This window comes from Mesorhizobium sp. WSM4806 (genome assembly GCF_055811635.1).
The window spans coordinates 72,667-94,783 of the sequence record NZ_JBVVQZ010000002.1; the positions used below are offsets into that span (position 1 = coordinate 72,667).

A 22,117-nucleotide genomic window follows, 5' to 3' on the forward strand; every position below is an offset into this window, starting at 1 on the left:
CGCCGTGTGTTTCAGGTTCCCTGCTGTCTGCCCCCAAAAAGAACACCCCGGTTGTGCGGATCAGCAACAATTATTCAAGCGCAAGCGAACACGACAACGGCTTTGCTGCAAGCCAAAATCATTCAGAACTCGAACGCACGGATACGTTCGAATCCCGGTAGTGGCTTAATTGCCGCATTAAAGGCGCCTCTTCCGGTTACACCCCCCCCTGTTTTCAGAAACAATCGGGCCACGCCCGAATTGCCCTGCCCTTCGACGGCGACGAGCCGACCGCCTTCGGCAAGCTGGTCGAGCAGCGGTTCCGGCACTTTCTCGACGCAGCCGCCGATGAAAATGACGTCGTAGGGTGCCCCGGCGGCATGTCCTTCCGGCAGCGGTCCGTTGACCACGCTGACATTGTCGCAGCCCAGCGCCGAAAGCGTCGACATCGCGGTCTCGGCCAATGCCGGATCGCTTTCCAGCGCAACGACCGACTTTGCCAGCCGCGACAGGATCGCCGCCGCATAGCCGGTGCCGCCGCCGACATCGAGCGCCGAATCGCCAGGGCCGATCTCGGCCAGTTGCATCAGCTTGGCCAGCGGCGAAGGCTCCATGAGATAGCGCGGGCCGTCCGCGGTATTGGCAATGCGGATGTCCTCGTCGATATAGGCCAGATCGCGCTGATCGGGGGCGACAAAGGCCTCGCGCGGCACGACAAGCATCGCCTCGAGCAGCGGCGCGCTGGTTACGTCGGTGGTGCGGACCTGGCCGTCGACCATTTTTACTCGACGTTCGGCAAAATCAGCGCTCATGTTCCAACCAATCCGCCCAAGACCAACCTGTTCAAGATCAATCCGCCCAAGATCGATCCGCTTGCCGCGCCAAGACCGCGGCTCATGTCGACTGGAACCCCCTGGCGCTGGTGCGCGGGAGCTTGGGCAACTGGAGGCCTCGCCCGGAATCGAACCGGGGTGCAAGGATTTGCAGTCCTCTGCGTAACCACTCCGCCACGAGGCCTCATTGCTCCCGGCGTTCCACCCGGTTCCAATAGGTTGCGGCGAAAATGCCGTCAAGCGGCCATGGTGCATTCCCGACGGTTTCCCCTCGGCCACGATGCCACGCGTCGAGCCAACGACACGCATGCTCCGAGAACCGGAGCGCAGCGGACATTAGAGCGCTGCGCTTCCAATTGGACGCGCGGCGCCGTAGGTAAGCGCAGAACCGCCATCATCTGGCCGTCGGAGCAGTATTTCCAAACAAGGCTCTCAGCCAGTCCGGGCATTTAGCCAGGTCGCCGGAAAGACGCCTTCGCAGGGCTTGCCGGCTTGCGAAGTCGGTACAGCCGTCAGTTCGGCCGCCGCCGCCGTTCCCACCAGACGACGAGGCGGCGCCGGTGGCGACGCACCACGGCAAACTCGTAGGAGAGCACAAGCAATCCGATCGGCACCATCCAGAAGCCCAGGATCGGCAGAAAGCCGAGAATGCCGCCGAAGATCAGCACGACGCCGATTGCAATCCTGAGGCCGCGCGAGCGCGGCATGGTGAACTCACGGCCGAAGACCGATATTTTTCGTGCCGGTGGGTGGTTGTGGCTTGCTGCGCTCATGTCTGGTCAGTGGTCCGTTCGGGCAAACTAAAAGCACTAGCTGACGAAAGCCGCAATCGCCTTTTCGGTTCCGCGCACCCCGCCAGACGGCTCATATGAGGACGCCCGCACATGATTGCCAGAAATCGTGGCGCGAAAAAGCGCCGAAAATACGAAATGCTTCTTTGCAAAGCCGAAACGGGTTTGCTATAGGCTGCGCCACTCACATGAGAGCCTCTGTTCCCCGGTAGCTCAGTGGTAGAGCAACCGGCTGTTAACCGGTTGGTCGCTGGTTCGAATCCGGCCCGGGGAGCCAACAATTCCAACTACTTAGCTGAATTTAATTGAGACTCATAAAGCCCGCCCTCAGGGCGATGGCAACAAATTGGCAACGGTTGGCGGGATTCGGTGCGACAGCGATGCCCCGTTGATTTCCAAGGGTTTCCTGCGACTATCGGCCAGGTCCATGCGAAATCGACGCGAGTCATGACTGGCGACTTATGAACTCTCTTCCACCAGCAAACCCGTCTGCGCTCGGACTTCATATGACGTCCAAACAGTTGGCCGGCCTTCTGGTGTGGCTCAATGAACAACAGGAAATAGTGGAGAGGGCATGGATATTCGGGTCGCGGTTCTCAGGCCGGCGGCGTGAAAAAGATACGCCCGGCGAGCCGGACGTTGACCTTGCAGTTGAACTTCGGCTCGGCACCGACGATAAACCCGACCTTTGGCTGTGGGCGCGGCACTGATTTACCCCCTCGATGGAATGGAAAAGCTCGCCGCCGACTAGCGCTCGTCCGGTTCGTTATGCCAGTCGCCTCGACTCGTATTTCGTGCAAGATCAAATGTTGCGCATCGGGGGGACTATTTGAGCACCGGTGAATGCGGCAAGGGACGATGTAAGCGCGCCGGAGCGTGAAGCTATCATATTGCTTTTCGCTGCAGCGGCCTGGTTCAGCCGCCTCACCTCCTGGCCATCAGAAAGACTTCGAAAGAGCGTTGCTCGACCTCTTCCTGTCCAAACCAGCGAGACCTCGGAGGAAATAGGGAACCACCATTCAACGGTGGGGTCGGTGAGTGCCGCTCGGCCTGGAAAATTGAGTTTGTAGACCGGATAACTCGATATGATGAAGGCCTTCTTCGGGTTCGTGATCTTCACGATGCAGAGGTTCATTGATTCGACGGTATCGACAATTGACGCATTCCCTTTGGAAATTACGTCGCGCCGGACGTTCTGGAGCATTCGCCTCCACGTCTCCTCCCTTCCGAAGTATTCCCTTTCATGATCATCGAGCGGGCGGTATCGGGTTTCGAACTCGCGAAGTACCTTCTCGCCATCGATCCGGAACGTTGCAAGGCTTGAGAACTGCCTAAAATTGTCCGGCACCCGCTTCCACTGGTAGTAGGTATAGATCGCAAGCAACTGACGTTCGTTTGAATGCAGTGCGACGCCACGGTTATGTTTCGCCGTCTCCACGATGCGCGCTATCAGCGGCGCTACAATTCCCTCCAGATGGGCAAAGGCGAGCTCAAGGTCGACGTTTTTAGACAGATCTTTTTCAAATGAGGTGTAAAGCTGTCGTTCAAAGAAAACCTTACCAGGTGGATTCTGGAACACCCCCCGGGCAAGCGTTCGCCGATCAAAGACGTGCAAAGCGCCAGCATCGTCAACGAAGTTTCGGAGAAGAAACCGCGGCACGAAATGATGGTCGGCTGGCAGCTTGTTCTTGGCCATACCTCGGTAAGTAGCAGGCGAACAAAAAGCCCGCCACCGTGAGGCAGCGGGCATTCCGATCAGACTTCGCGGAATAATGATGGACCTGAGACGTTGTCGATAGAGAACACCCTACCAAAGGAGGTTATCGATATGCGCCTCTTCATACTGTTTTCGGTATTACTTTTGACTGCCTGCATGACAGCACCACGCGGCGAGGCTCCACCCGCATCGGCAACCGCGTCTACATCGAGCGGGGGCAGTAGTGGCAGTGCCGACAGTGCCGACAGTACTGGCGGTACTGGCGGTGGCGGCTACTAAAGACGCGATCGACACTCAGTTTTGGAAATCGCAGAGAACGTTAATCGCGCCGAACTGACCGCCCCAGTAAAAGCCCGCCACCGGTGAGGCAGCGGGCTCAAATGGGTTGGAAGAGAACCCGTTTTGCAAGCAAACGTCAGTGGCGCTCTGCCGGTGCTTCGAGAATTTCGAGGAATATGCGTTAGCCGTCTCGCTCGCGTCGCTGGATACGTGGAGAAACTGATCGTGGACGACCTTGAGGCCAAGGGCTTTCTGCCGAAAGGAGCGGCGGAGTAGCTAAACCCGTCGTTGCCGGCGATGCTTGCGCGTAACCAAACGTTGCTCCACGATGACTAGCAAGGCGGGGAGCACAGGCAATCATGGCCACAAGGTGTCAATCATCTGAGAGCCGCAGTTTTTGGGCAGGCATTATACTTTGGTCGATTTTGGATTTTACGATCGTCCTGGCGATAGCGTCGCACTGGAGCGATTGGCCTGGCGCATTGGTAGTAGCCGCGGCAGTCACCGTCGCAATTTGGTTGGCTCAAATGGTGCTGGCCCTCTACGGCTTCGCTCGCTACATGGCATACTTCTGGTTTTTTGAGAGGGAGAGCCGAACTAGGGCAACGGTTGATCAGCTTGCTCAACTGAAAATGCCGGCTCCCAATGCGCTTTACAACGACGTTGACGAATATCTGCTTTCGGCGGCAAATGATCCATCAACATCAAACGACGGCAGATTGTTTGCTGGAGCTACGCTTGGCATTTTGGAATCCACACGGAAGTTTGGACCCAGGGGCGTTGCTATCTCAACCGCTATGGTCCTCGAAGAAATCCTCCGCCGATATAGCAGTATTAAGATGGTTCAAGAATGACCCGCCTATCTGTTGCGGAAGAGCTTGAAAGCGCCGCGGACCGTATCGCCGATATGTCACGCCCGGATTTGCAGGTCATCCTGCGTCGCGCGGCCTTGATGCTCCGGAACGTCTCCGGGGTGCCGCTGGAGCCCGCAACGGAGGACGCTCTAAACTCCATTGCGGCTGAAATGAAAATTGGCCGGTCGGATCTCATTCAGATCGTGCTGCGCGAATGGCTGGAAACCAACGCCTATCTGCCAGTACGCGAAATCGATGAAGGGAGCGAAACAGACGGGAGCGCCTAGTGGATAGAGTCTAACGCTTGGTGCCCGCGTCTGACGGCAGCGATGATCTTGTCGGGGTCGGCGGCGGAAACCACAGGGTAGCTTGGGCCAAAATTGATTTGACAGTAGGCCATCCCAAGCGCCGAGTCTCTTTGTGCGCATGCGCGCACGTTTTGACTAGGGAGGAAAACCCCATGGAAGAGATCAATCGTCGGTCTGCGTTGACGATCGGTCTAGCGACAGCCGCCGCGACGCCTCTATTCGCTTTAGCGACGCCCGCGGGAGCCGCAGAGATCGTCCCGACATATGGTCCAAATGACGGTAAGGAGCTTGCCCCCGGCGTTCGCATTGTGGAAGTAGGCACTTGGGACTCGGATATGACAGGCATCAAAAGCATTCTAGTGCTCGATGTAGTATTCCAACCTGGGGCTGCCGACAAAGAATCCGTCATGGACAACGACATGGTCTGTTTTATCACCGCTGGTGAGTTCACCATCAAGAAGACGAACCCCGATAAGGAATTTAACGTTAAGAAAGGTGAGTACTATACCTGCGGCAAAGGCAAAACGGACCATGCCACGAACATAAGCAAGGAAGTCGGGATCCACCGGATCTCCGTTCTGATACCTGCCTAAGCGTTTTAGAGGGCCGCCTCTGAGGTGGCCCTTCGCCCCTCCTAACGCATGTCTGGACAAGCCCATCGTCTCGCATGCGCACTCCCCACAAGCGGCGCCGGCCACTTTCAGCCCCCTCGTTCGAAAGTTGGCTTCCAATCGCGATTGCGCGCCCGCTGCTGGCCTTCGTAGTCAGGAACGCATGTGAAAAACACCTGCCGGCGGTCACGGCCGGCAGCCTTGCAACTTGAGCAGACAAAGAGCCCGACCAAGTCGTCATGTATCGAGCCGTGGTCGCGGCCGAGCCTGTCAATCAGCGCCTGGATGTCGAGCTTCGTCGATTTGCAGCACATGGGGTGTCCGCAATTGACATAGATGGTTTCGCGGGCGGCCAGGGTGTCGGCGAGGGTCTTTTGGGGCATGGCGATCTCCGTTGAAGGGCTCGCCGCAACGGGGAGGAATATAATCCTGAATGCTGATTCCTTGCCACTGGTCCTTAACTCTCATCCCAAAAATCCTGCAGCGATGCGTGCCGAAGGTCTTCCTCGCCCCTTAGATGCTTCACACGGGCCTTGATGCCCGGCTTGACCCACTGCGTTGCCGGCCGCTTTGGCATCTCCTTGGGTGCCTCGCCGGCATGCTCCTGCACCCGCTTCCAAAGCCTCTCCCGCATTTCGCGATTGACGCTGACGAAAGCGCTGCCAACATATTTGCGGGTGCCAGGATCGGCCATCAGCGCGAATGCCGGCTTGCCCCTCTCGCGTTCAACTCCGAGAAGTGCAAACTCGCTTTCGGTGAAGGATTTTGTCTTCAGCCAATTTGTGGTCGACCCGCTGCGATATTTGCTGTCTCGACGCTTCGATATCATCCCTTCCAGGCCGGCCGCGTCGATCAGATGATAAATCGCATTAGCCTCGCCTGGCATCGTCTCGCTGAACTGGATGCGACTGTCGGACCCTATGAGGCCGACCAGGATTTCCCGCCGATCCTCAAGTGCCATGTCGCGCAAGTCGTGGCCGTTAAGATGCAGCAGATCGAACGCGACGAAATAGAGGTCGTGCTGGCGCCTCGTGATTGCCTTGCGCAGCGGCAAAATCCGAAAGGCCAGCGTCATTTAAGACGACGACTTCGCCGTCGATTATGGCGTTCTGTACGTTGAGAGCTTTGGCTGCCTCGACCAGGTCGCGGTACTTCGATGTCCAGTCTAGGCCGCGGCGGGTGAAGATCCGCGCACCGCCGGCGTCGATGATGATTTGGGAGCGGTAGCCGTCGAATTTTGCTTCATGCATCCAGTCATCGCCTTGGGGCGGCTTGGCGATCAAGGTAGGCATCATTGGCGGGAGAAACTTCAAACGCATGCATTGACTCGCAAAACCGCGATTTCAATTAGCATGCGCTTAATTAGTTCCAATTTTAACGAATCGTTGACCGCGCTGTCCCAGAATAGGACAGCGCGGTCAAACCCCAACCCGGGATTGCGCAGGCGGCTCCGGCAATCCAGCTCCCCCGCCTCACTGTCGGAGCCGCTTCCACACTCCTCTAGAATTACCAGCAACGGTTGAATCAACTGTTACCGCACTTGCTTCCAGTGCGCTTTCCCAGTCGTTATTGATGGAACAGGGCTCTCGCCTTCACGGTTTGACGCTGAGACAGTCCATCTCAGCGAGGAAGCATGGAAGCCCAAGAGAACATCCGCAACGCCTGGGCCGCCCTCAAGCTGGTTCGCATGGCTATTGAACAGACCTGCCCCGCCGGTGTGCTGCCGAGCGAAGAAGCTGTCTTGCTGCTCTATGGTCCTGAGCCGATCCATGAGGGCGAAGCGCTTGCGAAGGCCATTATTGAGACCGTCGAGAGGCTGACCAGTTGCCTACCGCGTTGATCCGCTGCCGACCGGTTAAGTGAAAGCCTGACGCTTAGCACCCCTCCGAACGGCAAGGTTGGGTGGGAAGTTGCCATTCGGCTCGTCGATGGGAACGAGCCATTTGCGCCATTTCGCGACATTCGAGACGTTTCTCGTCAGCGGACCTTCACTGTACGGCTGGATTCGACCCCATTCCGGTCGTCAAGATGGCGGATGTTATGCTTTTGCGGTAGCCCAATGTCTCATCACTTCCGGCTGCCCCTCGAAAGAAGCCTCGAAGGTTGGCGCGGCCAGTATCGCCTGCATGTGCAATGTCGCGCTTCCGGTATTGAGAAAACCATGCCAGCTGCCGGCCGGCACGATGACGGATTGTCCCGTCGATACTGTTTCTCGTTCATCATCCAACCACAGCTCGGCTTGGCCTTCCAGAACGGTCAAGACTTCCTCGACGGGATGGGTGTGAGTACGTGTGCCACTTCCCGGTGCGACCCACTGTTCAAATATGCAGAGCGCGGCTGCCTTGGTAACCGCAGAAACCTGCATCCTGGTCAACACGCCGGGACGCCACTCTTCAGTCGGCTGAAGGCTATGATCGATAATTTGCATGATCCCCTCTGTTTCCTGTCAAACCGTTTCTAAACTGACCCCGTTTAGGGTGGACCCGAAGGATTTTCCGACCGCAAGTCGCCCTGACTAGCCGCTAAATTTCTCGCAGACGCGCTGTCGACATACCCATCCCAGCCAAGCCTTGGATATTCCACAGACCCGAACGCATGATGCGCTCATCGCGATGGTACTGACCCAGCCAGGTCTTTGAAGCATGACATACTGGGCATTGCGCAAGCGTTGAAAGCAGAGCCTTTTCAAAGCCCTTGCGGACTTCCTTGCCGCCGACGACCGGGATGGCTGCAAACTTGAGATTCGTGGTGATGTAGGAGCTAACGTCCCTCTCAATTTCCGCTTGCCGTACCGCATCAATCAAATGACCGTATTTGTCGCGCTTTGCGCGGGATGTCATGTCCACGTCCCAAACGTCGTAATAGGGGTCCTTGCGCTTGCTCAGTAACGCGCGCCCGATATGCTTCCGGAAGACACTCCTGTCCTTGTTTGCCGTTATCAAATGCTCCTTCAGTCGCGGGCCGAGATTCTCGTCCCCATCGTGCGTCCCAACGCGCACGATACGGTCGCCCCCATGCCCTCTCTCGTCGCTCTCAAAAACGAAATAAAGGCCGCTCTTTGGCAGCTCCGAGGGTACGAAGTCACTTGAGAACCGCTTCAGTGCGCCGAATCTTTCATGCACTTCACCGCAAACGTCAGACATCTAGATTCTCCGTTAGCCAGGCCAATTGTTTGCCGATGCCGCCCTTGCCCTCCATCGGGACATTGAAGTCGGGAATTTGGGTTTTGAGGTATTTGCGGTAAGGCGCGCCAGCCAGAACGGAAAATCGGTCGCGTGCCAATTCCGCCTTGGACCGAAGTTGCTCGGCCACCATCAAGCCCCACGCATGTCTTTCCGCCGCAGGCAGCTTTGGAAGGTACAGGTCGTACCAATCGACAACCTCATCCAGCTCCAAGACGCCGTACTTGGCCGAGAGAATGTATATCGCATCCGGCCTAAGCTGCTTTGCGTAGGCCAGGCATTTTCGGAAAAACGGCCCTGTGTAAAGGTCTTGCGCCTGATGTCTCCCCGTGCACTTTTTCTTGCCGCAGGCGACCAACACAATCTGCTTCATATTCCCCCCAGGAGCAGCCTGGTCCTTCGACCATTTCTTCCTGATTGCCATATTTTGCTTCAAATGTCGCCTTGCCGTTGTGGGCGCACTCACCGAAATCGCCGCCTGTGCGGTGGTTTGAGGCAGAGGGCATGGTGTCCATATGGTCGGACTTCCTATCCGTCCCCGCCCCGGCCTTGTGGTGGCCTGGACGCCGTAGAATGCCGCAGACGGAACACGGAAGCACCGCCACGCGGGCGGCAATTCCGGCGACCGCCCCGAGCAGGTGAAGTTCGCCTTCAACGCCGATCCCGCGAAGGAGCCATTGCGAATCCTGCTGTGCATATGCCGCTCGCTGGCGCGGCATGATGCGCGTCGTCGAGGATCGGCATGGCGCGGGGCCGGAAGTTGCCGAACAGCTGGATGAGGCCGTCGGAGTAGGACTCGTCCGCCAGCAGGCTATGCGAAATGATGAACCGCGACCCAACCGACCAAGGATTCGTAGAGAAGCCATAATTGCGGCGGACGGCCGCCAAATAGTCGCGGTCTATGATGGTGAACCCAAGGCCGAACTTCTGCGCCAGTTCGTCCTGCCACTGCGCCGTCATGGCGGCCGGGCTCGAAACCACGACATAGTCGACACGGCGGCGAAGCAGCATCTCGCGCAGGACGAGTCCTGCTTCCACCGTCTTCCAGTCCTATCTGACGCTGACCAACTCGATTAGGCCTCTCCAGGTTCCGGCGAAGGCCCGCTTACGAGCGTAAAATAGGCGTGGCAAAAGGCTTATTTGGGTCACGAGCGCTGGTTGCGCTCAATGTCCGGTTTTGGGAACAGATGTAGGCTCCGGAAGGTCTCGAAAGGGTCAATTCTTCCGGTCTGCGAACAGGAAGGTCGCGCCAGGAGGCGACCTTGGTTCGGATTCTTTGGACGACTGGTTTATGTCGTCACCTGACCCTGCCGGTGCTTTCACCCCGACCCTTCGAGACTCATACATCTTGACACGCGGCCGTCTACTGGCTGCGCACTAAGCGGCACATGTCGGTGATGTCTTTCGGGGCGAGAAAATCCGCCGCGACCGGCCAAGACGCGGCGGTGGAGGCCGCTACTGGCTGTGGCCAGTTCCCATGTCGGCAGGGAGCATCAGGTGCTGATACTTGGTCCCCGGAAACATCACGTAGGGGTGCACGGGATCGGGGTCTAACTTGTTCGGGTAGCTGGCCGCCATCTCGTGAGCCGCCTTTCCGACTATCATGACATGCGGACCCGTGCGAACCCAATGCGCCATTTGCCGACATTCACGGAGCGTTGGCAATCCCGACCTACGCCCGACCGCCGAATCGGCTGTGCGGTCGTGCCCTGTGCCGGCACGGAACTGCAGACGAGTGCAGCATTCATGTCCCACGACCAGGTAGCAGTCGCCAACGTTGTACGAAAAAGGCGGGATGCGTTTCGGTCCACTGGGCGACAAGTGGTTGCGCCTGTATAAAAGCGGCCCCGGGATGGATGGCCAAATCGCCGACGATCAACTCGCGCGACTCGCAGGCCTCCGGAGCGGATGTCAGGCAAGCCAGAATGACGAGCGTATAAAGCATTGTCTTGTTCCTTCGCGGAGATCGAGTTCGTCCTCGGAGGCGACAGATTCACTGGCCGGCACGAACGAGTTCGGGAGGGGGCTCGGCTCCTGCGACGAAGAGTTTGCCGCCGGCCCGCGAAATCTCGACGGTTTGGCTGCGCTCGTCCAACCTGCCTGGAACCGAGATCGTGAGGCTTTGGCCTTCATCGAGGGTTGCCTCGAAGCGCACAGGCAAGCCCGCCTCGCCTTCAGCGATCGTGGTGACCACCCGGAAGCTGTTATCGGCTTCCGTATAATAGACGACGCCTTGAAAACCGCCGAGATCGATACTCCCTCCTTGTAGGGTGTCCAGTTCACCTGCAGAGGCGTAGCCCGTCGTCACGCAAAGCGCTGCAAGGACCGTGTATCTGTACATGATATTTTCCTCCCCAACCGAACAGGTCAGAACAAGATCGGTGCGCAAAGCATATGAGGAGTGGGTAGGTTCGTCTGTGAGAATTCTCACACTCGTGGCAACGCATTCAAAAACGAGGCCGGGCGCGTGTGGCAAGATGCGGATCGCGTCATGAGCGCCGGTCGCACCCAACGTCGGCTTTTGGGAAAGATTCCAACGCAGGAAGATCGGGATTGGGTCAACTTATTCCGTAGCGCGAGCGAATCTGGACGACTGGAACGGGTCGGTTCTTGCCGTCCACCGGTACCAAGTGTGAGACTTTCACCACTAGGGCAGCTTCTGGACTCTCGCCCGGAATGGCGGCATTCTCTCTTCGGGGGGAGCGGGCGTGGGCAAAGGCCACCGTTATCAAGGTGCCAATCAGGCTGACCGCTGGCGAAAGCGCGCCGGCAGAAGAACGCCGTCACGGCGGCTGCCGCGACCCCTGTTGGGGCTGATCATCCTCGGTGCCGGCACGCTTGCCGCCGCAGTCACCCAATTCGCGATCCAGAGCACCGCCAGCCAACAGAGCACCGCAGGCCTCCAGAGCACGATAACAAATTGGACAGAACCGCTGCCTGGGCCGATGCAGGGCCGGGCATCTGTCATCGACGGCGACACCATCGAGATTGCCGGTCAGCGCGTCCGCTTCAATGGCATCGACGCACCCGAGAGCCGTCAGCACTGCGACGACGCCAAGGGCTTTGACTACCCGTGCGGGCGCCGCGCTGCCCAAGCCTTGGACAAGTTCCTGGCAGCTTCGCGCCCCCTCCACTGTGCCTTTGTTGATCGCGATCGGTACGGCCGGCTTGTCGGGAACTGCGATCGCGCCGACGGCCGAAGCGTTCAGAAATGGCTCGTTGAACAAGGCCTCGCTCTAGATTGGCCTCGCTATTCGAACGGCGCATTTGCCGCCGAGCAACGGGCCGCAAAGGCGGCGCATCGCGGAGTTTGGCAGGGCCGCTTCGATCAGCCATGGGACTGGCGGGACGCGAACGCCGACAAGGTCGAAACCGTCAGCGAGCAATCGACCGGCTTCGGCCTTCTTGGTGGCTGCAACATCAAGGGCAACATCAACGTGAACTCGGGTGAGCATATCTACCATGTACCAGGCCAAGAATATTACAATGAGACGCTGATTACCTCGAGCAAAGGTGAACGGTGGTTTTGCAGCGAGGCCGAGGCGCGATCGGCCGGCTGGCGGAAGGCAAGGCGATGAAAACAAAGCTGACGAGCGCCGCCGACATGCGCGATCTGTGGGCATTGATCGGAAACTGTTCGGCGAGCACTTCGAAAGACCAACTTTCCCGTGGCACCTCAAAGTGATGCGTGGACGGTGGAGATCAACAGCGAAGAGCACGTATCGATGCAGGATGTGCTGGCAATTTTGCTGCCCGCACAAGACGATTCAAACCATTCGGTGACGAGGCTCTTCATGAAGCGCTCGGTTTGGCGCTCCGACAGGTTGAACGTTGCATTGAGGGCAGAACCAGGTCGAAGCATGCTCCGCATTTCCGCCGTTCGCCGTTGAATCCGTGAGTGGGCCGACCGTGTTAAGCTGTTCGAACCCAGAGCCGAGCGGATCGTGCGCCTCGGACTACAATGGAGAGCGGAACCAAACGGTGTGTGGTCTCCACTTCCAAGGGCTCACACCCCGCCGACGGAGGATGCGATATTGGCACCCAAAACGAATTGAAACTTTGAGCCCCGCGGTGCGTTGGGCAATACCCAGAGCATGCCGTCGTGCGCTTGGATGATTGAACGACAGATCGATAGGCCCATTCCCATCCCGCGAGATTTGGTGGTGAAGAGCGGATCGAATATCCTCTGCAGGTCCTGCGGGTCGATCCCCATGCCGGTGTCAGCCACCGAAATCACTACACCCCCATCGTCGTGAGGATTTGAACTAACGGCGAGTTCGCGTTGACCATCCATAATAGTCATCGCCTCAATCGCATTCGTGATCAGATTGAGGAGCACCTGCTGCACCTGAATTCGATCTCCCATCACCCGCAGCGGCCGCGCGCTTCGCTCAACCTTGACCAATATCCGGTGACTTTTCAGATCGTCCTGAAGCAAAGCGATGGCTTCATCAATGAGTTTGTCGACGTCGAACGGAGCTCTGACGCGGTCATCCTTCCGGAAGGTCGCCCGGATGCTCTCGATCACGGCGGCCGCGCGATGCCCGTCAGCTGCGATCTTCGTAAACTCCGTTCTCGCCTTATCTAGATCGGGAACCGCGCGATCGAGCCAGCGTAAACCGGTGTCGGATCTCGTTATCATAGCAGCAAGGGGCTGCTTGACCTCGTGTGCAATCGTGGCGGCAACGGCGTCGCCGGTCATCAGTCGGGCATCGCGCTCGCGGCTTTGCGCATCAATAGCGCGCTGCAGCCTCAAGCGCTCTTGATCCAGCATGGTGTTCGAACGAGCGAGGCCGTCATACAGTCGTGCCATCTCTGCAACCAATACCACCATGACGATGGTGGCTGTCACAAGCTGATAAAAATGGCCGGCATACCACGTAAGATTGTAGCGAGCGCTCAAGACGGAGCCCAAGCTTACTTCAAGCAGGAGCGCGCACAAAGCGACGGCGAGCCACAGGTCGAGCAAGGACCGCTGGCGCATCCATAGCAACGAAAGTGCAATGCCGCCCAGCGCCAGGACCACCATCCCGCCGATGATGCGACGAAACAGACCGACAGGATGAACGTCTACATAGGATAGTGGCAGCAGATCGTTATGCTGCGTAACGAACCAGAACAACCCAATGACGAGGGCAAGAACGCCCGCGACGCTCAAGCTGATGGCATATCGCGTGAAGCGAACGTCCGCCACACGATCCGTATTTTTGAGCAGGGCATAGCCGATGATGGCAATGGGCAGCCCTGAATGCCAAAACCAGTAGAGCCAAACGGCGGATTGCATTCCCGAGCCCAGGACGCCGGTGGGCGTGAACGCACCCGGGAAAGTCAGCGCATGTGCAACCACGATCAGGGCACTGAACAGGTAGCCGCTCGCAATCACCAGAAGTGCCCACTGGCGCAAAATAGAGAACTGAGCAAACAGAAAAGCTGCGGTGACGCAGTCGCTGACAAACAGGGCGGCGGCAAGAGTCGGTACAATCGCGTTGATTTCCGGCAGCTTGATGGCCGCAAACGGCAATGTGCCGAGAAGGATGACGACGAGGGCCAGCAGGAAAGCGCGCGCCGTGCGGCGCTGACCGGGAGTTGGGGGACGTACACAGACAATCGCCGTAGACAATGACATGGATGACCCCATTAGGGGCGTTGCCGCCGCGCACATAGTCGCGCGCCCAGTCCACGGGGCGCACGAGGGCAGAGTCTTTGTTGCCCAAACGCACTCGTTTGCCATTGCACACTGCGCCCCAATTGCAAGGAACACCATAGCTACTATTCATGACGGCAGCGGCTTGGCGGACCTGTTCCACCACCATGTATTCGGCGTACCAGTCGGGCCAGTTCTCGTCCCTCAGTGCGCCGGTTCGCTTCTCGTGTTCGCCATGCGCGACCGCCGCACGCCACAACGCGGCTCTAAGCTCATGCGACGAGGTGACATGTCGGCGTCCACCTGACCGGGCGACCGCGCGTGGTAGTCTCCTGTAATAGCTAGGCGACGAATGGCACGGTCCATCCCGATGATCTCCATCGCCACATCGAGGCGCTAACGCGATCGCTCGAGACTGGTCGCCAATCGACTTTGAGACGCGGTTTCGACGCTTGGACGGCGTGTATCGCTGGTTCCAGTTTCGAGGCAATCCGGCTCGGGACCGCGAGGGACGAATTGCCCGTTGGTACTGCCTTATGACTGTCGTTGACGACAGAAGGCGCGAAGAGGACGCGCTATAGCCATCGCGGCCGTCTTTTGAGCGGAGGCGAATAGGGATATTGAGAATGGGAGGTATCGAAGGTTGACAAGCCAGCCCGTTGGGATGGGGCCTTTTGCAAGCTTGCCGGCCGCTCAGGACTCCTCAGACTTTGAGAGCCTTTTCGATACAGTCGATCAACGCCTCCGTTTTGAACGGCTTTCTGAGCAGGCATGTTGCGCCGTTTGCTGCCGCCTGATCGACGATGCCTAGGTTTGAACGTGCGGTGACCATAACCACAGGCACACCGCGCCGCCGCCCTGTAAGCAGCCGGGCAAGATCAAGTCCGCTCATGCCAGGCATGTGAATGTCAGCAATGACGCAGCTATAGGACGCGCCCGCTTCCCAGGCGATAAAGTCCTCCGCGGATGCAAATCCGCATGCCCGATATCCGAGCGAACTAAGGCTATCTACGAGAGCCATGCGGAATGATTCGTCATCATCGACTACCGCGATTAGGAACTCTCTTGACACATCGTCCTGTCCACGGATTTGAGCTAAGGCTAATAGCAGGATCGCCATTTCTGGCATGTGATGTCGCTATAAGCAACCTATACGGGAGTGTTACTCCGCGCCTACGGCCGGCGCCTAGGGTTGATCACGTCCGCGATCCGGACCAGGTCCGCCAAGGTCCTCGCGCCCATCTTCCGCATGGCCGCGCCACGATGAATTTTGGCGGTGATCTCGCTGATTCCGAGGTCACCGGCCACCTGCTTGTTCATCTTTCCGTCTGTGACCAGTACCATTACCTGCTTCTCCCGTGCCGACAGTGTTTCAAATCGCTCCCGCACTTTCGAAACATCACCATCGACGGCGCGCTGCTGCCGCCCGCGCTCTATGGCAGCGAACACGGCATCGAGCATGTCCTGATCCTTGAATGGCTTTGGGAGAAAGTCCACTGCACCGCGCTTCATGGCGCGAACTGACATGGGAATGTCGCCATATCCGGTCATCATCACGACCGGCAGACGAACACCCGTCCGTGACAGCTGCGCCTGAAAATCGAGCCCGTTCATGTCAGGCAAGCGGATATCGATGATAAGACAGCCCGGAGAATCCGGAACGGGCGTGTCGAGGAAATCCTGTGCGGTTGCATAAGTCCGCGTTTCGAGCCCTATCGAAAGGAAAAGGTCTTGCAACGCTCCTCGCATCGACGCGTCATCGTCGACCACGTGAACAATGGATTTCTCGTCCGAGGGGAGCGGCATTACTAAGCATGCCAGAACTCTGAGCGTGCATCAAACGAAAGTGTGACGGAGTCGATTCATTCCTTTAGGCGGAGCGCCGCCTCCCGGCCCCCGGGCTCCCGCCCGCGGTGACGGCGCCAGCAACGATCTGCGCCACCCGCGCGGGATTTATTCTTGAGTTGCCTGAGGCCCCAAGTTTCGCCCGCGTAAAGCCTCAAGAACACTCAAGGTTTGCATTGCTCTCGCAGCGAGTTTGCGTCACGGCGCGACAGAAAGCGGCGATCTGTATTATCCAATTCATACTTTCATATGAGCATGCCCTTCCGAGCGTTGGATAGCCAATCCGGCGCAGAAACCTAGGATACCAGCACTTGAAGAGGGCTAATGAGTCACTAGTGAACTGCAACTCGGCGTTGCGGCAGCTCTGCGGCCAGGGGCTGCAACTTCGTCAACCTTTGATCCCCCCGCCACCTTGCCGAACGCCGAACTAAGGAGCCTCGCAGTGGATAACCTTTCCGAACCTACGCGGCGTAACGTCCTCGCGAATAAGGCGGCCGCCAGCGCTCTCGGCCTTGCTCCCAAGGCAGCCAAACGCACCGCCGACGCCGGGTCAGGCGCGGCTCAGGGAAACAACGCGATTCCTCCCTTACGCATCAACCTTTCAGAAGGGACCCTTGTAAATTTGCGTCGGCGTCTGGCGGCGACCCGCTCGCCCCGGGGGGAGGCTGTCAACAACTTTTCGCAAGGCATGCAGTTGGCGAAAACTGCTGACGCTAGGCCATCTATGTCGCAAGACAAGCCGGTCGTGTTCGTGGTCGACGACGACCGATCCGTCCGCGAATCCCTGGAATCGCTCATCCACTCTGCGGGCTGGTGCCCGAAAGTTTTCGGGTGCGCTCTCGCATTCTTCTCTCTCCCGCGACCTAGTGTTCCGAACTGCTTGATCCTGGACGTCAATCTTCCGGATATCAGCGGGCTTGATTTGCAAAGTCTAGTCTCTGTCGAGCGGATAACGCCAATAGTCTTCGTCACGGCATTTGGAGATGTGGCTATGACTGTTAAGGCGATGAAAGCAGGCGCTGTTGAGTTCCTTATGAAACCATTCCACACCGAAGTGCTGTTGGCCGCCGTCGAAGAGGCGCTGGACCGCAGCAGAACCGCGCTCGAGTTCGATTTGGAGGTGCGTGCTCTGCAAGATCGCCACGAATCGCTGAGTTGCCGCGAGCAGGAGGTCATGGCGCTGGTCGTCTCCGGGTTGCTGAACAAGCAGGTCGCATTTGAGCTGGGCATCAGCGAGATCACAGTGAAGGCCCACAGGGGCAGGGTAATGCGCAAGATGGAAGCGAAAACTCTTCCCGACCTAGTGAACATGGCCGCGAGGCTCGGCCTCGCGCACTGACCAGCTGTCGGCCAGGAGGCCGCTAGGAAAGAAGCTGGCGATTGGGCTGATTTGAGCGAGCCGGCGATTGTCGCCAGCGACAACGATCGGCAACCGCTCGGTCAGAAGTCAGGATTTCCTTGCTGCGAATTAGCCTTCTACGGGAGCGCTGCACAGACCCAAAACGGCGATGTGACATTGTGCGCGCGTCGCCACCCTGAGATTAGCAGTGAGCTAGGAGGGCGTATTGCTGTCCAGGGCGGTTTACTCCGTAGAGAAGGTTGGATCCCGGCGCTTCGGTAGGGCCGGCAGTGGAATTTATCGCTCGTTTGCTCTGAAGCGGCATCGGGCATCGGCAAAGGGCACAAAAGTCACTGCAGGTCATCGAGCTGGCGATCCAATACGGAGCACTCATCTGGCACACTGATGCCAAAGTATTGTCAACACCATCGTACAATAGATTGAACTGCAAAATTGATCTTATCTGTCTGTTGCACCCGACTAAGCAGATTGTTGACAGGAGTTCGCATCATGATACTGTGGTCTCTCATCACGCAGCCGGCGTCAGCCTTTCGCGAATTCGTAGCACCTGGCTACCGGCCCGAGCTCCACTACATGCGCGGCCCCGGTCCAGCCTACGCGCGCCGCTCGGTCATGGTCGGGGCGAGAAACTGTGTAGTCGACTGTCACCTCTGGCCGCTCTGTCGTTGTCATATCAGCTGCGTCATTGACGACCGCACCAAGCCCGCACCCAGCGGCGTGTTCGCAGGCATGACGCTGCTGGCCGTGGTCGCCGCCGCACTAGTCACCGCTGCACTGGTTGGCGTATGGGTGTTCCTCATGACATCCGATGCGATGGCGCATGACGCATTGCCAACCGCTGCGCAGCCGCGGGGGTGGTCCTATCCCTTCTCCTGTTGCTCCGGCTACGATTGCCGAGAAGTCGCTGATAATGCGATCGGAGAGCGGCCTGAAGGCTACGTCATCAAGGGGACGGGCGAACTGATCACTTACGCAGACAGCCGCATCAAGGACAGTCCCGATGAAGTATTTCATCGGTGTTCGATGGCCGGCGCGAATGACGGGCACACCATCTGCCTTTTTGTACCGCCGCGTGGATTCTGATTTCGCAACGAATCCCCCCGATCCAATTGCGTGCTATAATGGATCCGAAGGACCTGTCGCGTGCCGCCGCCGACGTCGCGCCGGGCGCCAGGGAAACGCTCAATGTCTGGCGCAACGGCAAGGCCATGCAGATTTCCGCCGCTGTCGGACGCAACAGCGATGATGCGAAGACCCCATCGGCAGAAGGAATGGCGGCAAGTCCGCTCGCCCAAGATTCCTGTCGCCCGCCGGGATATCTTCGAGAACACTGGCCGCGGTCGATTTCGACCCGCAGCAACGGATCGTGTCGATGGTAACCCGCGGCTTCTTTTCAGGACGAAAACCTCCGACGGATGCGGATGGGCGCATTCCGCCCGGACAGTATCTCGAGCAAGGCTTCCCCGTGCTGTCAGCCGGGCCGACGCCGCGCGTGCGCACCGAGGACTGGTCGTTCACGCTCAAGCACGGACCGCGGCCGGTCAAGAAATGGACCTGGGCCGAGTTCAATGCGCTGCCGCTGAGCAGGATGACGCGTGACATCCATTGCGTGACGGCATGGACCAAGTTCGACACGTCATGGCAAGGCGTGCTGATCGACGATATCCTTGCCGATGCCGGCATCGCGCCGCCGACCGCCTTCACGCTGGCACATTCGTTCGACGGCTACGCCACCAATGTGCCGGCGAAGGACCTTGTCGCCGGCAAGGCGATGGTGGCGCTGCTCTATGAAGGCAAACCAATCACGCCGGACCATGGCGGACCAGCGCGGCTGCTGGTGCCGCATCTCTATTTCTGGAAGTCGGCCAAATGGCTGAACGGGCTGCAGTTCACCGAGCACGACGAGCCGGGCTTCTGGGAATTGCGCGGCTATCACATCTATGGCGACCCGTGGCGCGAGCAGCGCTACGCGGACGATCCATGAGCGAGGCAGCGGCGACGCAATCGCCCTGGCAGATGGCGAAGATCATTCGCATCGAAAAGCGCACGCCGCGCGTCACCAGTTTCTTCTTCAAGCTGTCGCGACCCTTTGCCCATCAAGCCGGGCAACATGTCGATGTCAGGCTGACGGCGCCGGACGGCTATCAGGCGCGCCGCTCCTATTCGATCGCCTCCGCACCCGAGAGCGGCGGGACGATCGAGTTGGCGATCGAACGGCTCGAAGACGGTGAGGTCTCGCCCTTCTTCCACGAGGTGGCAGCGGTCGGCGACGAAATCGAGCTGCGCGGTCCGCTCGGCGGCCACTTCGTCTGGTCCGACAGCGATGGCGGGCCGATCATCCTGGTCGGAGGCGGTTCCGGCGTGGTGCCGCTGATGGCGATGGTGCGCCACCGCACGGCGCGCAAATCCTCCGTGCCGGTCGCGTTGGTGTTTTCGGCGCGGATCTGGGACGAGGTGATCTTTCGCGACGAGCTGATCAAGCTCGACGACCGCCGCGACGGCTTTGACCTGGTGCTGACGCTGACGCGCGAGCCGGCTCAGCGCCCCGATGACTATTCGCGGCGGATCGACGCCCAGATGATGATGCAATCCATGTCGCGGCTGCCCGAGCCGCCGAAGCTCGCCATCGTCTGCGGCTGGAACGCCTTCGTCTCGGCCGCCGCCCAGGCGCTGATCGACGCCGACGTCCCGGCCGGCCTCATCCGCACCGAGCGCTACGGGGTATGAGCGGCTTGTCTATCAGGCTTCGATCTCGAGCCCCGACAGCGGCTTCGAGCAGCAGGCGAGGATAGAGCCGTCAATGCAGCGACCGGACCTCATTGGTGAACAGCTCCGGCTTTCGCGGTCTCCGCCGGGCAGGCTTGACCGGGTTCAGAGGAGCTTGGTCGCAACGTTGATGTTGCCGTGCGTCGCCTTGGAGTACGGACAAATGCTGTGTGCCGCACCGAGCAGCTCGCGCGCAACCTGAGGGTCGACGCCCGGCACGCTGACGTTGAGGCGCGCCCGCAAGAAGTAGGAGCCGGCGTCTGAGTTCAAATCGATCTCTGCATCGACCGCGGTACCCGCCGGAAGCTTGATGTTTCTCTGGGAGGCTGCGACCTCGAGCGCTCCCATGTAGCAGGCCGACCAGGCGGCACCGAACAGGTTTTCGGCGGCCGGGTGCGGCTGCTTCAGCTTGATGTCCAGCTGGCCGTCGCTGCTGCGGGCTCCGCCATCGCGACCGCTAGTATTGTGGGTCTTGCCAGTGAAGAGAAGTTTCTCAGTCATATCGAAATCCTTTCTCCTATCGTTCCAGCATGCCGATGTGGTGCTGCGAAGCCCTGCGCCCCAGCCAGTATCGGTCGGCTTGCCCTGTCGAAGATAGCTCGTCGCTTTCCTCAGGATGAATGGCTCCGCATTCATGGGAGTCCTTGTCATGGCGTAGTCTCCTGTCCGGCGCTCTAACGCCGGATAATTCGAGGTTTGACACCCGGAGACTACGCCAACTCCCAAATGCAACCACTCCCGCGACGGCACCGTTTCCGGGGCATTAGCGGAAAGCCGGTCTCCCTATTTAGCAGGAGGCACAGTGAACGGTACCGTCACAGATTGTCCGGCGAAGACGTTGTGGTTAGCGTCGACCAACTCGATCTTCACCTTGTGATCGCCGGGCGAAAACCCTGCAATGTCGACAGTATTGGTGTTACCCGAATCCGCCCACAAGAATTCGTGGTCGTCGACGGTTATATGCAGATGCCCGATGCGTGGAGATGCCTTGAGGGCGCCCTCCCCAAACACCGGCACGATGTGCACGTTCTCCGTCCGGTACTGGGCCTGAAAGAGGCCCTGGGCCAGTGGGCCCGGAAGTGGTGGATCCACAATCAGTTTGGGTGCGGGTTCGTTCTCGATTGTTTCGAATGGTGAAGCACCGCGGACGTCCCTCGCGCTCTGGGCGAAGGCGCTCGTAGCGAGCACGGCTCCTGTCGCGACTGCGGCAAGCGTCGTGATGAGTAGGGTCATGGCATTGTGCCGAAACCGGCGCAATTCGGTCAGTTCCGACTCGGGAATGTTGACGCAGAAGAGGCGGATTGAGTCACCGACCCCGGTGTGAGCCGTGGTGGCATGTAGTTTGCACCGCGTGGGCGATAGTGATGCTGCTAACATGACGTCCTCCTATCTCTATCCGATCATTCGGATGTGAGAGAAGGATCGACCGTCGGCAACATTAACTCTATTGCACTATGGTATCGGCAATAATTGCACTATGGTATCGGCAATACCTTTGGATTGGTTCGCTCGCAAATCAACTTTCAGAAACTCAAAAGAAATTGCGGGATTTACAATCCATAACTACATGATTTACAGCGCCGAAACCAATGGAGCGACTGCGGGTGTTGCCCTACGGCCTTCGCGCACGCCCCGAGGCACCCCTCGGGGCTCCAATCACATGGAATTAGATGGAAGTGATAGCCAGACCGTCACATTGGCATATTGGCGACGCGGCCGGGCTTGCTGAAAGCACGCGCCTCTGTCGGAGCGCGTCGGACCCCATTTCGGGACACCGAGCTCGTCCGCTGGATTCCTCGGTTGCCAACCTTGCCTATTCAGAGAGGGATACTTTGCGCCATAGGTGGAGAAGGTTGGATCCCAGTACCTCTCCCTCCGCCAATGCACCCTGCCCCAACATTCTCTGCTTACATTTGCCGGTGCACGGATCCCGCACAACTGCGGGCTT

The 22,117-nt window shown here is 58.8% G+C and carries 29 protein-coding genes and 2 tRNA genes; 13 read left to right on the forward strand and 18 right to left on the reverse strand.

Annotation, left to right across the window (positions count from 1 at the left end):
* Positions 1 to 122 precede the first annotated feature (122 nt).
* The 3 genes from AC0L2M_RS02970 to AC0L2M_RS02980 form a co-directional block, all read right to left on the reverse strand.
* Complete coding sequence (locus AC0L2M_RS02970; protein WP_287229303.1) at positions 123 to 791, reverse strand: protein-L-isoaspartate O-methyltransferase family protein; 669 nt, start codon at positions 789 to 791, stop codon at positions 123 to 125.
* 131 nt (positions 792 to 922) lie between these two features.
* A tRNA-Cys gene (locus AC0L2M_RS02975) sits at positions 923 to 996 on the reverse strand.
* A 328-nt stretch (positions 997 to 1,324) separates the two neighbouring features.
* Positions 1,325 to 1,585: a hypothetical protein gene (locus AC0L2M_RS02980; protein WP_023802589.1), complete on the reverse strand. Its 261-nt coding sequence runs from the start codon at positions 1,583 to 1,585 to the stop codon at positions 1,325 to 1,327.
* A gap of 220 nt (positions 1,586 to 1,805) precedes the next feature.
* Between AC0L2M_RS02980 and AC0L2M_RS02985 the strand changes: the two genes are divergently transcribed.
* Positions 1,806 to 1,880 (forward strand) — tRNA-Asn (locus AC0L2M_RS02985).
* A gap of 229 nt (positions 1,881 to 2,109) precedes the next feature.
* Complete coding sequence (locus tag AC0L2M_RS02990; protein WP_473533978.1) at positions 2,110 to 2,313, forward strand: hypothetical protein; 204 nt, start codon at positions 2,110 to 2,112, stop codon at positions 2,311 to 2,313.
* A 92-nt stretch (positions 2,314 to 2,405) separates the two neighbouring features.
* Here the strand turns inward: AC0L2M_RS02990 and AC0L2M_RS02995 are convergent, their stop codons facing one another.
* Positions 2,406 to 3,299, reverse strand: coding sequence for a DUF4238 domain-containing protein (locus AC0L2M_RS02995; protein WP_473533979.1), 894 nt, complete (start codon positions 3,297 to 3,299; stop codon positions 2,406 to 2,408).
* Positions 3,300 to 3,958: 659 nt separating this feature from the next.
* On the opposite strand from AC0L2M_RS02995, the gene AC0L2M_RS03000 reads away from it, so the two are divergent.
* From AC0L2M_RS03000 to AC0L2M_RS03010, 3 genes are all read left to right on the forward strand, one after another.
* Complete coding sequence (locus AC0L2M_RS03000; RefSeq protein WP_473533980.1) at positions 3,959 to 4,453, forward strand: hypothetical protein; 495 nt, start codon at positions 3,959 to 3,961, stop codon at positions 4,451 to 4,453.
* Complete coding sequence (locus AC0L2M_RS03005) at positions 4,450 to 4,740, forward strand: hypothetical protein (RefSeq protein WP_473533981.1); 291 nt, start codon at positions 4,450 to 4,452, stop codon at positions 4,738 to 4,740. Before AC0L2M_RS03000 ends, AC0L2M_RS03005 begins: the two co-directional genes overlap by 4 nt.
* Before the next feature lie 173 nt (positions 4,741 to 4,913).
* Positions 4,914 to 5,354: a hypothetical protein gene (locus AC0L2M_RS03010; protein ID WP_473533982.1), complete on the forward strand. Its 441-nt coding sequence runs from the start codon at positions 4,914 to 4,916 to the stop codon at positions 5,352 to 5,354.
* 107 nt (positions 5,355 to 5,461) lie between these two features.
* On the opposite strand, the gene AC0L2M_RS03015 is transcribed toward AC0L2M_RS03010, so the two are convergent.
* From AC0L2M_RS03015 to AC0L2M_RS03025, 3 genes are all read right to left on the reverse strand, one after another.
* Complete coding sequence (locus tag AC0L2M_RS03015) at positions 5,462 to 5,755, reverse strand: hypothetical protein (RefSeq protein ID WP_473533983.1); 294 nt, start codon at positions 5,753 to 5,755, stop codon at positions 5,462 to 5,464.
* Between the two features lie 74 nt (positions 5,756 to 5,829).
* Positions 5,830 to 6,447, reverse strand: a complete 618-nt coding sequence (locus AC0L2M_RS03020) for an ATP-dependent DNA ligase (RefSeq protein WP_473533984.1) — start codon at positions 6,445 to 6,447, stop codon at positions 5,830 to 5,832.
* Complete coding sequence (locus AC0L2M_RS03025) at positions 6,353 to 6,691, reverse strand: ATP-dependent DNA ligase (RefSeq protein ID WP_473533985.1); 339 nt, start codon at positions 6,689 to 6,691, stop codon at positions 6,353 to 6,355. Before AC0L2M_RS03025 ends, AC0L2M_RS03020 begins: the two co-directional genes overlap by 95 nt.
* A 314-nt stretch (positions 6,692 to 7,005) precedes the next feature.
* Here AC0L2M_RS03025 and AC0L2M_RS03030 point away from each other — a divergent pair, with 314 nt between their 5' ends.
* The gene (locus AC0L2M_RS03030; protein ID WP_473533986.1) at positions 7,006 to 7,212 is read left to right on the forward strand and encodes a hypothetical protein; all 207 of its coding nucleotides are present in this window, start codon (positions 7,006 to 7,008) and stop codon (positions 7,210 to 7,212) included.
* Between the two features lie 198 nt (positions 7,213 to 7,410).
* On the opposite strand, the gene AC0L2M_RS03035 is transcribed toward AC0L2M_RS03030, so the two are convergent.
* The 6 genes from AC0L2M_RS03035 to AC0L2M_RS03060 form a co-directional block, all read right to left on the reverse strand.
* A complete protein-coding gene (locus AC0L2M_RS03035; RefSeq protein WP_473533987.1) occupies positions 7,411 to 7,800 on the reverse strand; it encodes a cupin domain-containing protein in 390 nt (129 codons plus the stop codon).
* A gap of 94 nt (positions 7,801 to 7,894) precedes the next feature.
* Complete coding sequence (locus tag AC0L2M_RS03040; protein ID WP_473533988.1) at positions 7,895 to 8,515, reverse strand: GIY-YIG domain-containing protein; 621 nt, start codon at positions 8,513 to 8,515, stop codon at positions 7,895 to 7,897.
* Positions 8,508 to 8,978 carry a DUF6884 domain-containing protein gene (locus AC0L2M_RS03045; protein ID WP_473533989.1) on the reverse strand — a complete coding sequence of 157 codons (471 nt, stop codon included), beginning with the start codon at positions 8,976 to 8,978 and terminating at the stop codon, positions 8,508 to 8,510. Before AC0L2M_RS03045 ends, AC0L2M_RS03040 begins: the two co-directional genes overlap by 8 nt.
* A gap of 227 nt (positions 8,979 to 9,205) precedes the next feature.
* Positions 9,206 to 9,592, reverse strand: a complete 387-nt coding sequence (locus tag AC0L2M_RS03050) for a DEAD/DEAH box helicase family protein (protein ID WP_473533990.1) — start codon at positions 9,590 to 9,592, stop codon at positions 9,206 to 9,208.
* A gap of 706 nt (positions 9,593 to 10,298) precedes the next feature.
* On the reverse strand, positions 10,299 to 10,499 hold the full coding sequence (locus AC0L2M_RS03055) for a hypothetical protein (protein ID WP_077376813.1): 201 nt from the start codon (positions 10,497 to 10,499) through the stop codon (positions 10,299 to 10,301).
* A gap of 48 nt (positions 10,500 to 10,547) precedes the next feature.
* Positions 10,548 to 10,895: a hypothetical protein gene (locus tag AC0L2M_RS03060; RefSeq protein WP_473533991.1), complete on the reverse strand. Its 348-nt coding sequence runs from the start codon at positions 10,893 to 10,895 to the stop codon at positions 10,548 to 10,550.
* Between the two features lie 367 nt (positions 10,896 to 11,262).
* Here AC0L2M_RS03060 and AC0L2M_RS03065 point away from each other — a divergent pair, with 367 nt between their 5' ends.
* Positions 11,263 to 12,132: a thermonuclease family protein gene (locus tag AC0L2M_RS03065; protein WP_473533992.1), complete on the forward strand. Its 870-nt coding sequence runs from the start codon at positions 11,263 to 11,265 to the stop codon at positions 12,130 to 12,132.
* A 428-nt stretch (positions 12,133 to 12,560) separates the two neighbouring features.
* Here AC0L2M_RS03065 and AC0L2M_RS03070 read toward each other — a convergent pair whose 3' ends face one another.
* Complete coding sequence (locus tag AC0L2M_RS03070) at positions 12,561 to 14,180, reverse strand: MASE4 domain-containing protein (protein ID WP_473533993.1); 1,620 nt, start codon at positions 14,178 to 14,180, stop codon at positions 12,561 to 12,563.
* A 422-nt stretch (positions 14,181 to 14,602) separates the two neighbouring features.
* Between AC0L2M_RS03070 and AC0L2M_RS03075 the strand changes: the two genes are divergently transcribed.
* Positions 14,603 to 14,779 (forward strand): PAS domain-containing protein, encoded by a 177-nt coding sequence (locus AC0L2M_RS03075; protein ID WP_473534270.1) that lies wholly within the window; start codon positions 14,603 to 14,605, stop codon positions 14,777 to 14,779.
* Between the two features lie 122 nt (positions 14,780 to 14,901).
* Here AC0L2M_RS03075 and AC0L2M_RS03080 read toward each other — a convergent pair whose 3' ends face one another.
* Positions 14,902 to 15,327, reverse strand: coding sequence for a response regulator transcription factor (locus AC0L2M_RS03080; RefSeq protein WP_473533994.1), 426 nt, complete (start codon positions 15,325 to 15,327; stop codon positions 14,902 to 14,904).
* 44 nt (positions 15,328 to 15,371) lie between these two features.
* The gene (locus AC0L2M_RS03085; RefSeq protein ID WP_254018595.1) at positions 15,372 to 16,004 is read right to left on the reverse strand and encodes a response regulator transcription factor; all 633 of its coding nucleotides are present in this window, start codon (positions 16,002 to 16,004) and stop codon (positions 15,372 to 15,374) included.
* A 481-nt stretch (positions 16,005 to 16,485) separates the two neighbouring features.
* Here AC0L2M_RS03085 and AC0L2M_RS03090 point away from each other — a divergent pair, with 481 nt between their 5' ends.
* The 5 genes from AC0L2M_RS03090 to AC0L2M_RS03110 all read left to right on the forward strand — a co-directional run bounded on the left by AC0L2M_RS03090 (position 16,486) and on the right by AC0L2M_RS03110 (position 20,130).
* A complete protein-coding gene (locus AC0L2M_RS03090) occupies positions 16,486 to 17,382 on the forward strand; it encodes a response regulator transcription factor (RefSeq protein WP_473533995.1) in 897 nt (298 codons plus the stop codon).
* Between the two features lie 750 nt (positions 17,383 to 18,132).
* Positions 18,133 to 18,486, forward strand: coding sequence for a hypothetical protein (locus tag AC0L2M_RS03095; RefSeq protein WP_473534271.1), 354 nt, complete (start codon positions 18,133 to 18,135; stop codon positions 18,484 to 18,486).
* A 38-nt stretch (positions 18,487 to 18,524) separates the two neighbouring features.
* The gene (locus AC0L2M_RS03100) at positions 18,525 to 18,782 is read left to right on the forward strand and encodes a hypothetical protein (protein ID WP_473533996.1); all 258 of its coding nucleotides are present in this window, start codon (positions 18,525 to 18,527) and stop codon (positions 18,780 to 18,782) included.
* Positions 18,776 to 19,387: a sulfite oxidase-like oxidoreductase gene (locus AC0L2M_RS03105; protein WP_473533997.1), complete on the forward strand. Its 612-nt coding sequence runs from the start codon at positions 18,776 to 18,778 to the stop codon at positions 19,385 to 19,387. The genes AC0L2M_RS03100 and AC0L2M_RS03105 overlap by 7 nt, the downstream gene beginning before the upstream one ends.
* Positions 19,384 to 20,130, forward strand: coding sequence for a ferredoxin reductase (locus tag AC0L2M_RS03110; RefSeq protein ID WP_473533998.1), 747 nt, complete (start codon positions 19,384 to 19,386; stop codon positions 20,128 to 20,130). Before AC0L2M_RS03105 ends, AC0L2M_RS03110 begins: the two co-directional genes overlap by 4 nt.
* Positions 20,131 to 20,274: 144 nt before the next feature.
* On the opposite strand, the gene AC0L2M_RS03115 is transcribed toward AC0L2M_RS03110, so the two are convergent.
* Together AC0L2M_RS03115 and AC0L2M_RS03120 are read right to left on the reverse strand one after the other, a co-directional pair.
* The gene (locus AC0L2M_RS03115) at positions 20,275 to 20,670 is read right to left on the reverse strand and encodes an Ohr family peroxiredoxin (RefSeq protein WP_127205040.1); all 396 of its coding nucleotides are present in this window, start codon (positions 20,668 to 20,670) and stop codon (positions 20,275 to 20,277) included.
* A gap of 282 nt (positions 20,671 to 20,952) precedes the next feature.
* Positions 20,953 to 21,546 (reverse strand): DUF6130 family protein, encoded by a 594-nt coding sequence (locus tag AC0L2M_RS03120; protein ID WP_473533999.1) that lies wholly within the window; start codon positions 21,544 to 21,546, stop codon positions 20,953 to 20,955.
* Between the last annotated feature and the right edge of the window lie 571 nt (positions 21,547 to 22,117).

What these genes read in the sequence shown, in the direction of transcription:
- AC0L2M_RS02970 (WP_287229303.1), bottom strand. Translation starts at nt 791, where the DNA reads ATGAGCGCTGATTTTGCCGAACGTCGAGTAAAAATGGTCGACGGCCAG.
- AC0L2M_RS02980 (WP_023802589.1), bottom strand. Translation starts at nt 1,585, where the DNA reads ATGAGCGCAGCAAGCCACAACCACCCACCGGCACGAAAAATATCGGTC.
- AC0L2M_RS02990 (WP_473533978.1), top strand. Translation starts at nt 2,110, where the DNA reads ATGACGTCCAAACAGTTGGCCGGCCTTCTGGTGTGGCTCAATGAACAA.
- AC0L2M_RS02995 (WP_473533979.1), bottom strand. Translation starts at nt 3,299, where the DNA reads ATGGCCAAGAACAAGCTGCCAGCCGACCATCATTTCGTGCCGCGGTTT.
- AC0L2M_RS03000 (WP_473533980.1), top strand. Translation starts at nt 3,959, where the DNA reads ATGGCCACAAGGTGTCAATCATCTGAGAGCCGCAGTTTTTGGGCAGGC.
- AC0L2M_RS03005 (WP_473533981.1), top strand. Translation starts at nt 4,450, where the DNA reads ATGACCCGCCTATCTGTTGCGGAAGAGCTTGAAAGCGCCGCGGACCGT.
- AC0L2M_RS03010 (WP_473533982.1), top strand. Translation starts at nt 4,914, where the DNA reads ATGGAAGAGATCAATCGTCGGTCTGCGTTGACGATCGGTCTAGCGACA.
- AC0L2M_RS03015 (WP_473533983.1), bottom strand. Translation starts at nt 5,755, where the DNA reads ATGCCCCAAAAGACCCTCGCCGACACCCTGGCCGCCCGCGAAACCATC.
- AC0L2M_RS03020 (WP_473533984.1), bottom strand. Translation starts at nt 6,447, where the DNA reads ATGACGCTGGCCTTTCGGATTTTGCCGCTGCGCAAGGCAATCACGAGG.
- AC0L2M_RS03025 (WP_473533985.1), bottom strand. Translation starts at nt 6,691, where the DNA reads ATGCGTTTGAAGTTTCTCCCGCCAATGATGCCTACCTTGATCGCCAAG.
- AC0L2M_RS03030 (WP_473533986.1), top strand. Translation starts at nt 7,006, where the DNA reads ATGGAAGCCCAAGAGAACATCCGCAACGCCTGGGCCGCCCTCAAGCTG.
- AC0L2M_RS03035 (WP_473533987.1), bottom strand. Translation starts at nt 7,800, where the DNA reads ATGCAAATTATCGATCATAGCCTTCAGCCGACTGAAGAGTGGCGTCCC.
- AC0L2M_RS03040 (WP_473533988.1), bottom strand. Translation starts at nt 8,515, where the DNA reads ATGTCTGACGTTTGCGGTGAAGTGCATGAAAGATTCGGCGCACTGAAG.
- AC0L2M_RS03045 (WP_473533989.1), bottom strand. Translation starts at nt 8,978, where the DNA reads ATGGCAATCAGGAAGAAATGGTCGAAGGACCAGGCTGCTCCTGGGGGG.
- AC0L2M_RS03055 (WP_077376813.1), bottom strand. Translation starts at nt 10,499, where the DNA reads ATGCTTTATACGCTCGTCATTCTGGCTTGCCTGACATCCGCTCCGGAG.
- AC0L2M_RS03060 (WP_473533991.1), bottom strand. Translation starts at nt 10,895, where the DNA reads ATGTACAGATACACGGTCCTTGCAGCGCTTTGCGTGACGACGGGCTAC.
- AC0L2M_RS03070 (WP_473533993.1), bottom strand. Translation starts at nt 14,180, where the DNA reads ATGTCATTGTCTACGGCGATTGTCTGTGTACGTCCCCCAACTCCCGGT.
- AC0L2M_RS03080 (WP_473533994.1), bottom strand. Translation starts at nt 15,327, where the DNA reads ATGCCAGAAATGGCGATCCTGCTATTAGCCTTAGCTCAAATCCGTGGA.
- AC0L2M_RS03085 (WP_254018595.1), bottom strand. Translation starts at nt 16,004, where the DNA reads ATGCCGCTCCCCTCGGACGAGAAATCCATTGTTCACGTGGTCGACGAT.
- AC0L2M_RS03095 (WP_473534271.1), top strand. Translation starts at nt 18,133, where the DNA reads ATGACGCTGCTGGCCGTGGTCGCCGCCGCACTAGTCACCGCTGCACTG.
- AC0L2M_RS03100 (WP_473533996.1), top strand. Translation starts at nt 18,525, where the DNA reads ATGGATCCGAAGGACCTGTCGCGTGCCGCCGCCGACGTCGCGCCGGGC.
- AC0L2M_RS03105 (WP_473533997.1), top strand. Translation starts at nt 18,776, where the DNA reads ATGGTAACCCGCGGCTTCTTTTCAGGACGAAAACCTCCGACGGATGCG.
- AC0L2M_RS03110 (WP_473533998.1), top strand. Translation starts at nt 19,384, where the DNA reads ATGAGCGAGGCAGCGGCGACGCAATCGCCCTGGCAGATGGCGAAGATC.
- AC0L2M_RS03115 (WP_127205040.1), bottom strand. Translation starts at nt 20,670, where the DNA reads ATGACTGAGAAACTTCTCTTCACTGGCAAGACCCACAATACTAGCGGT.
- AC0L2M_RS03120 (WP_473533999.1), bottom strand. Translation starts at nt 21,546, where the DNA reads ATGTTAGCAGCATCACTATCGCCCACGCGGTGCAAACTACATGCCACC.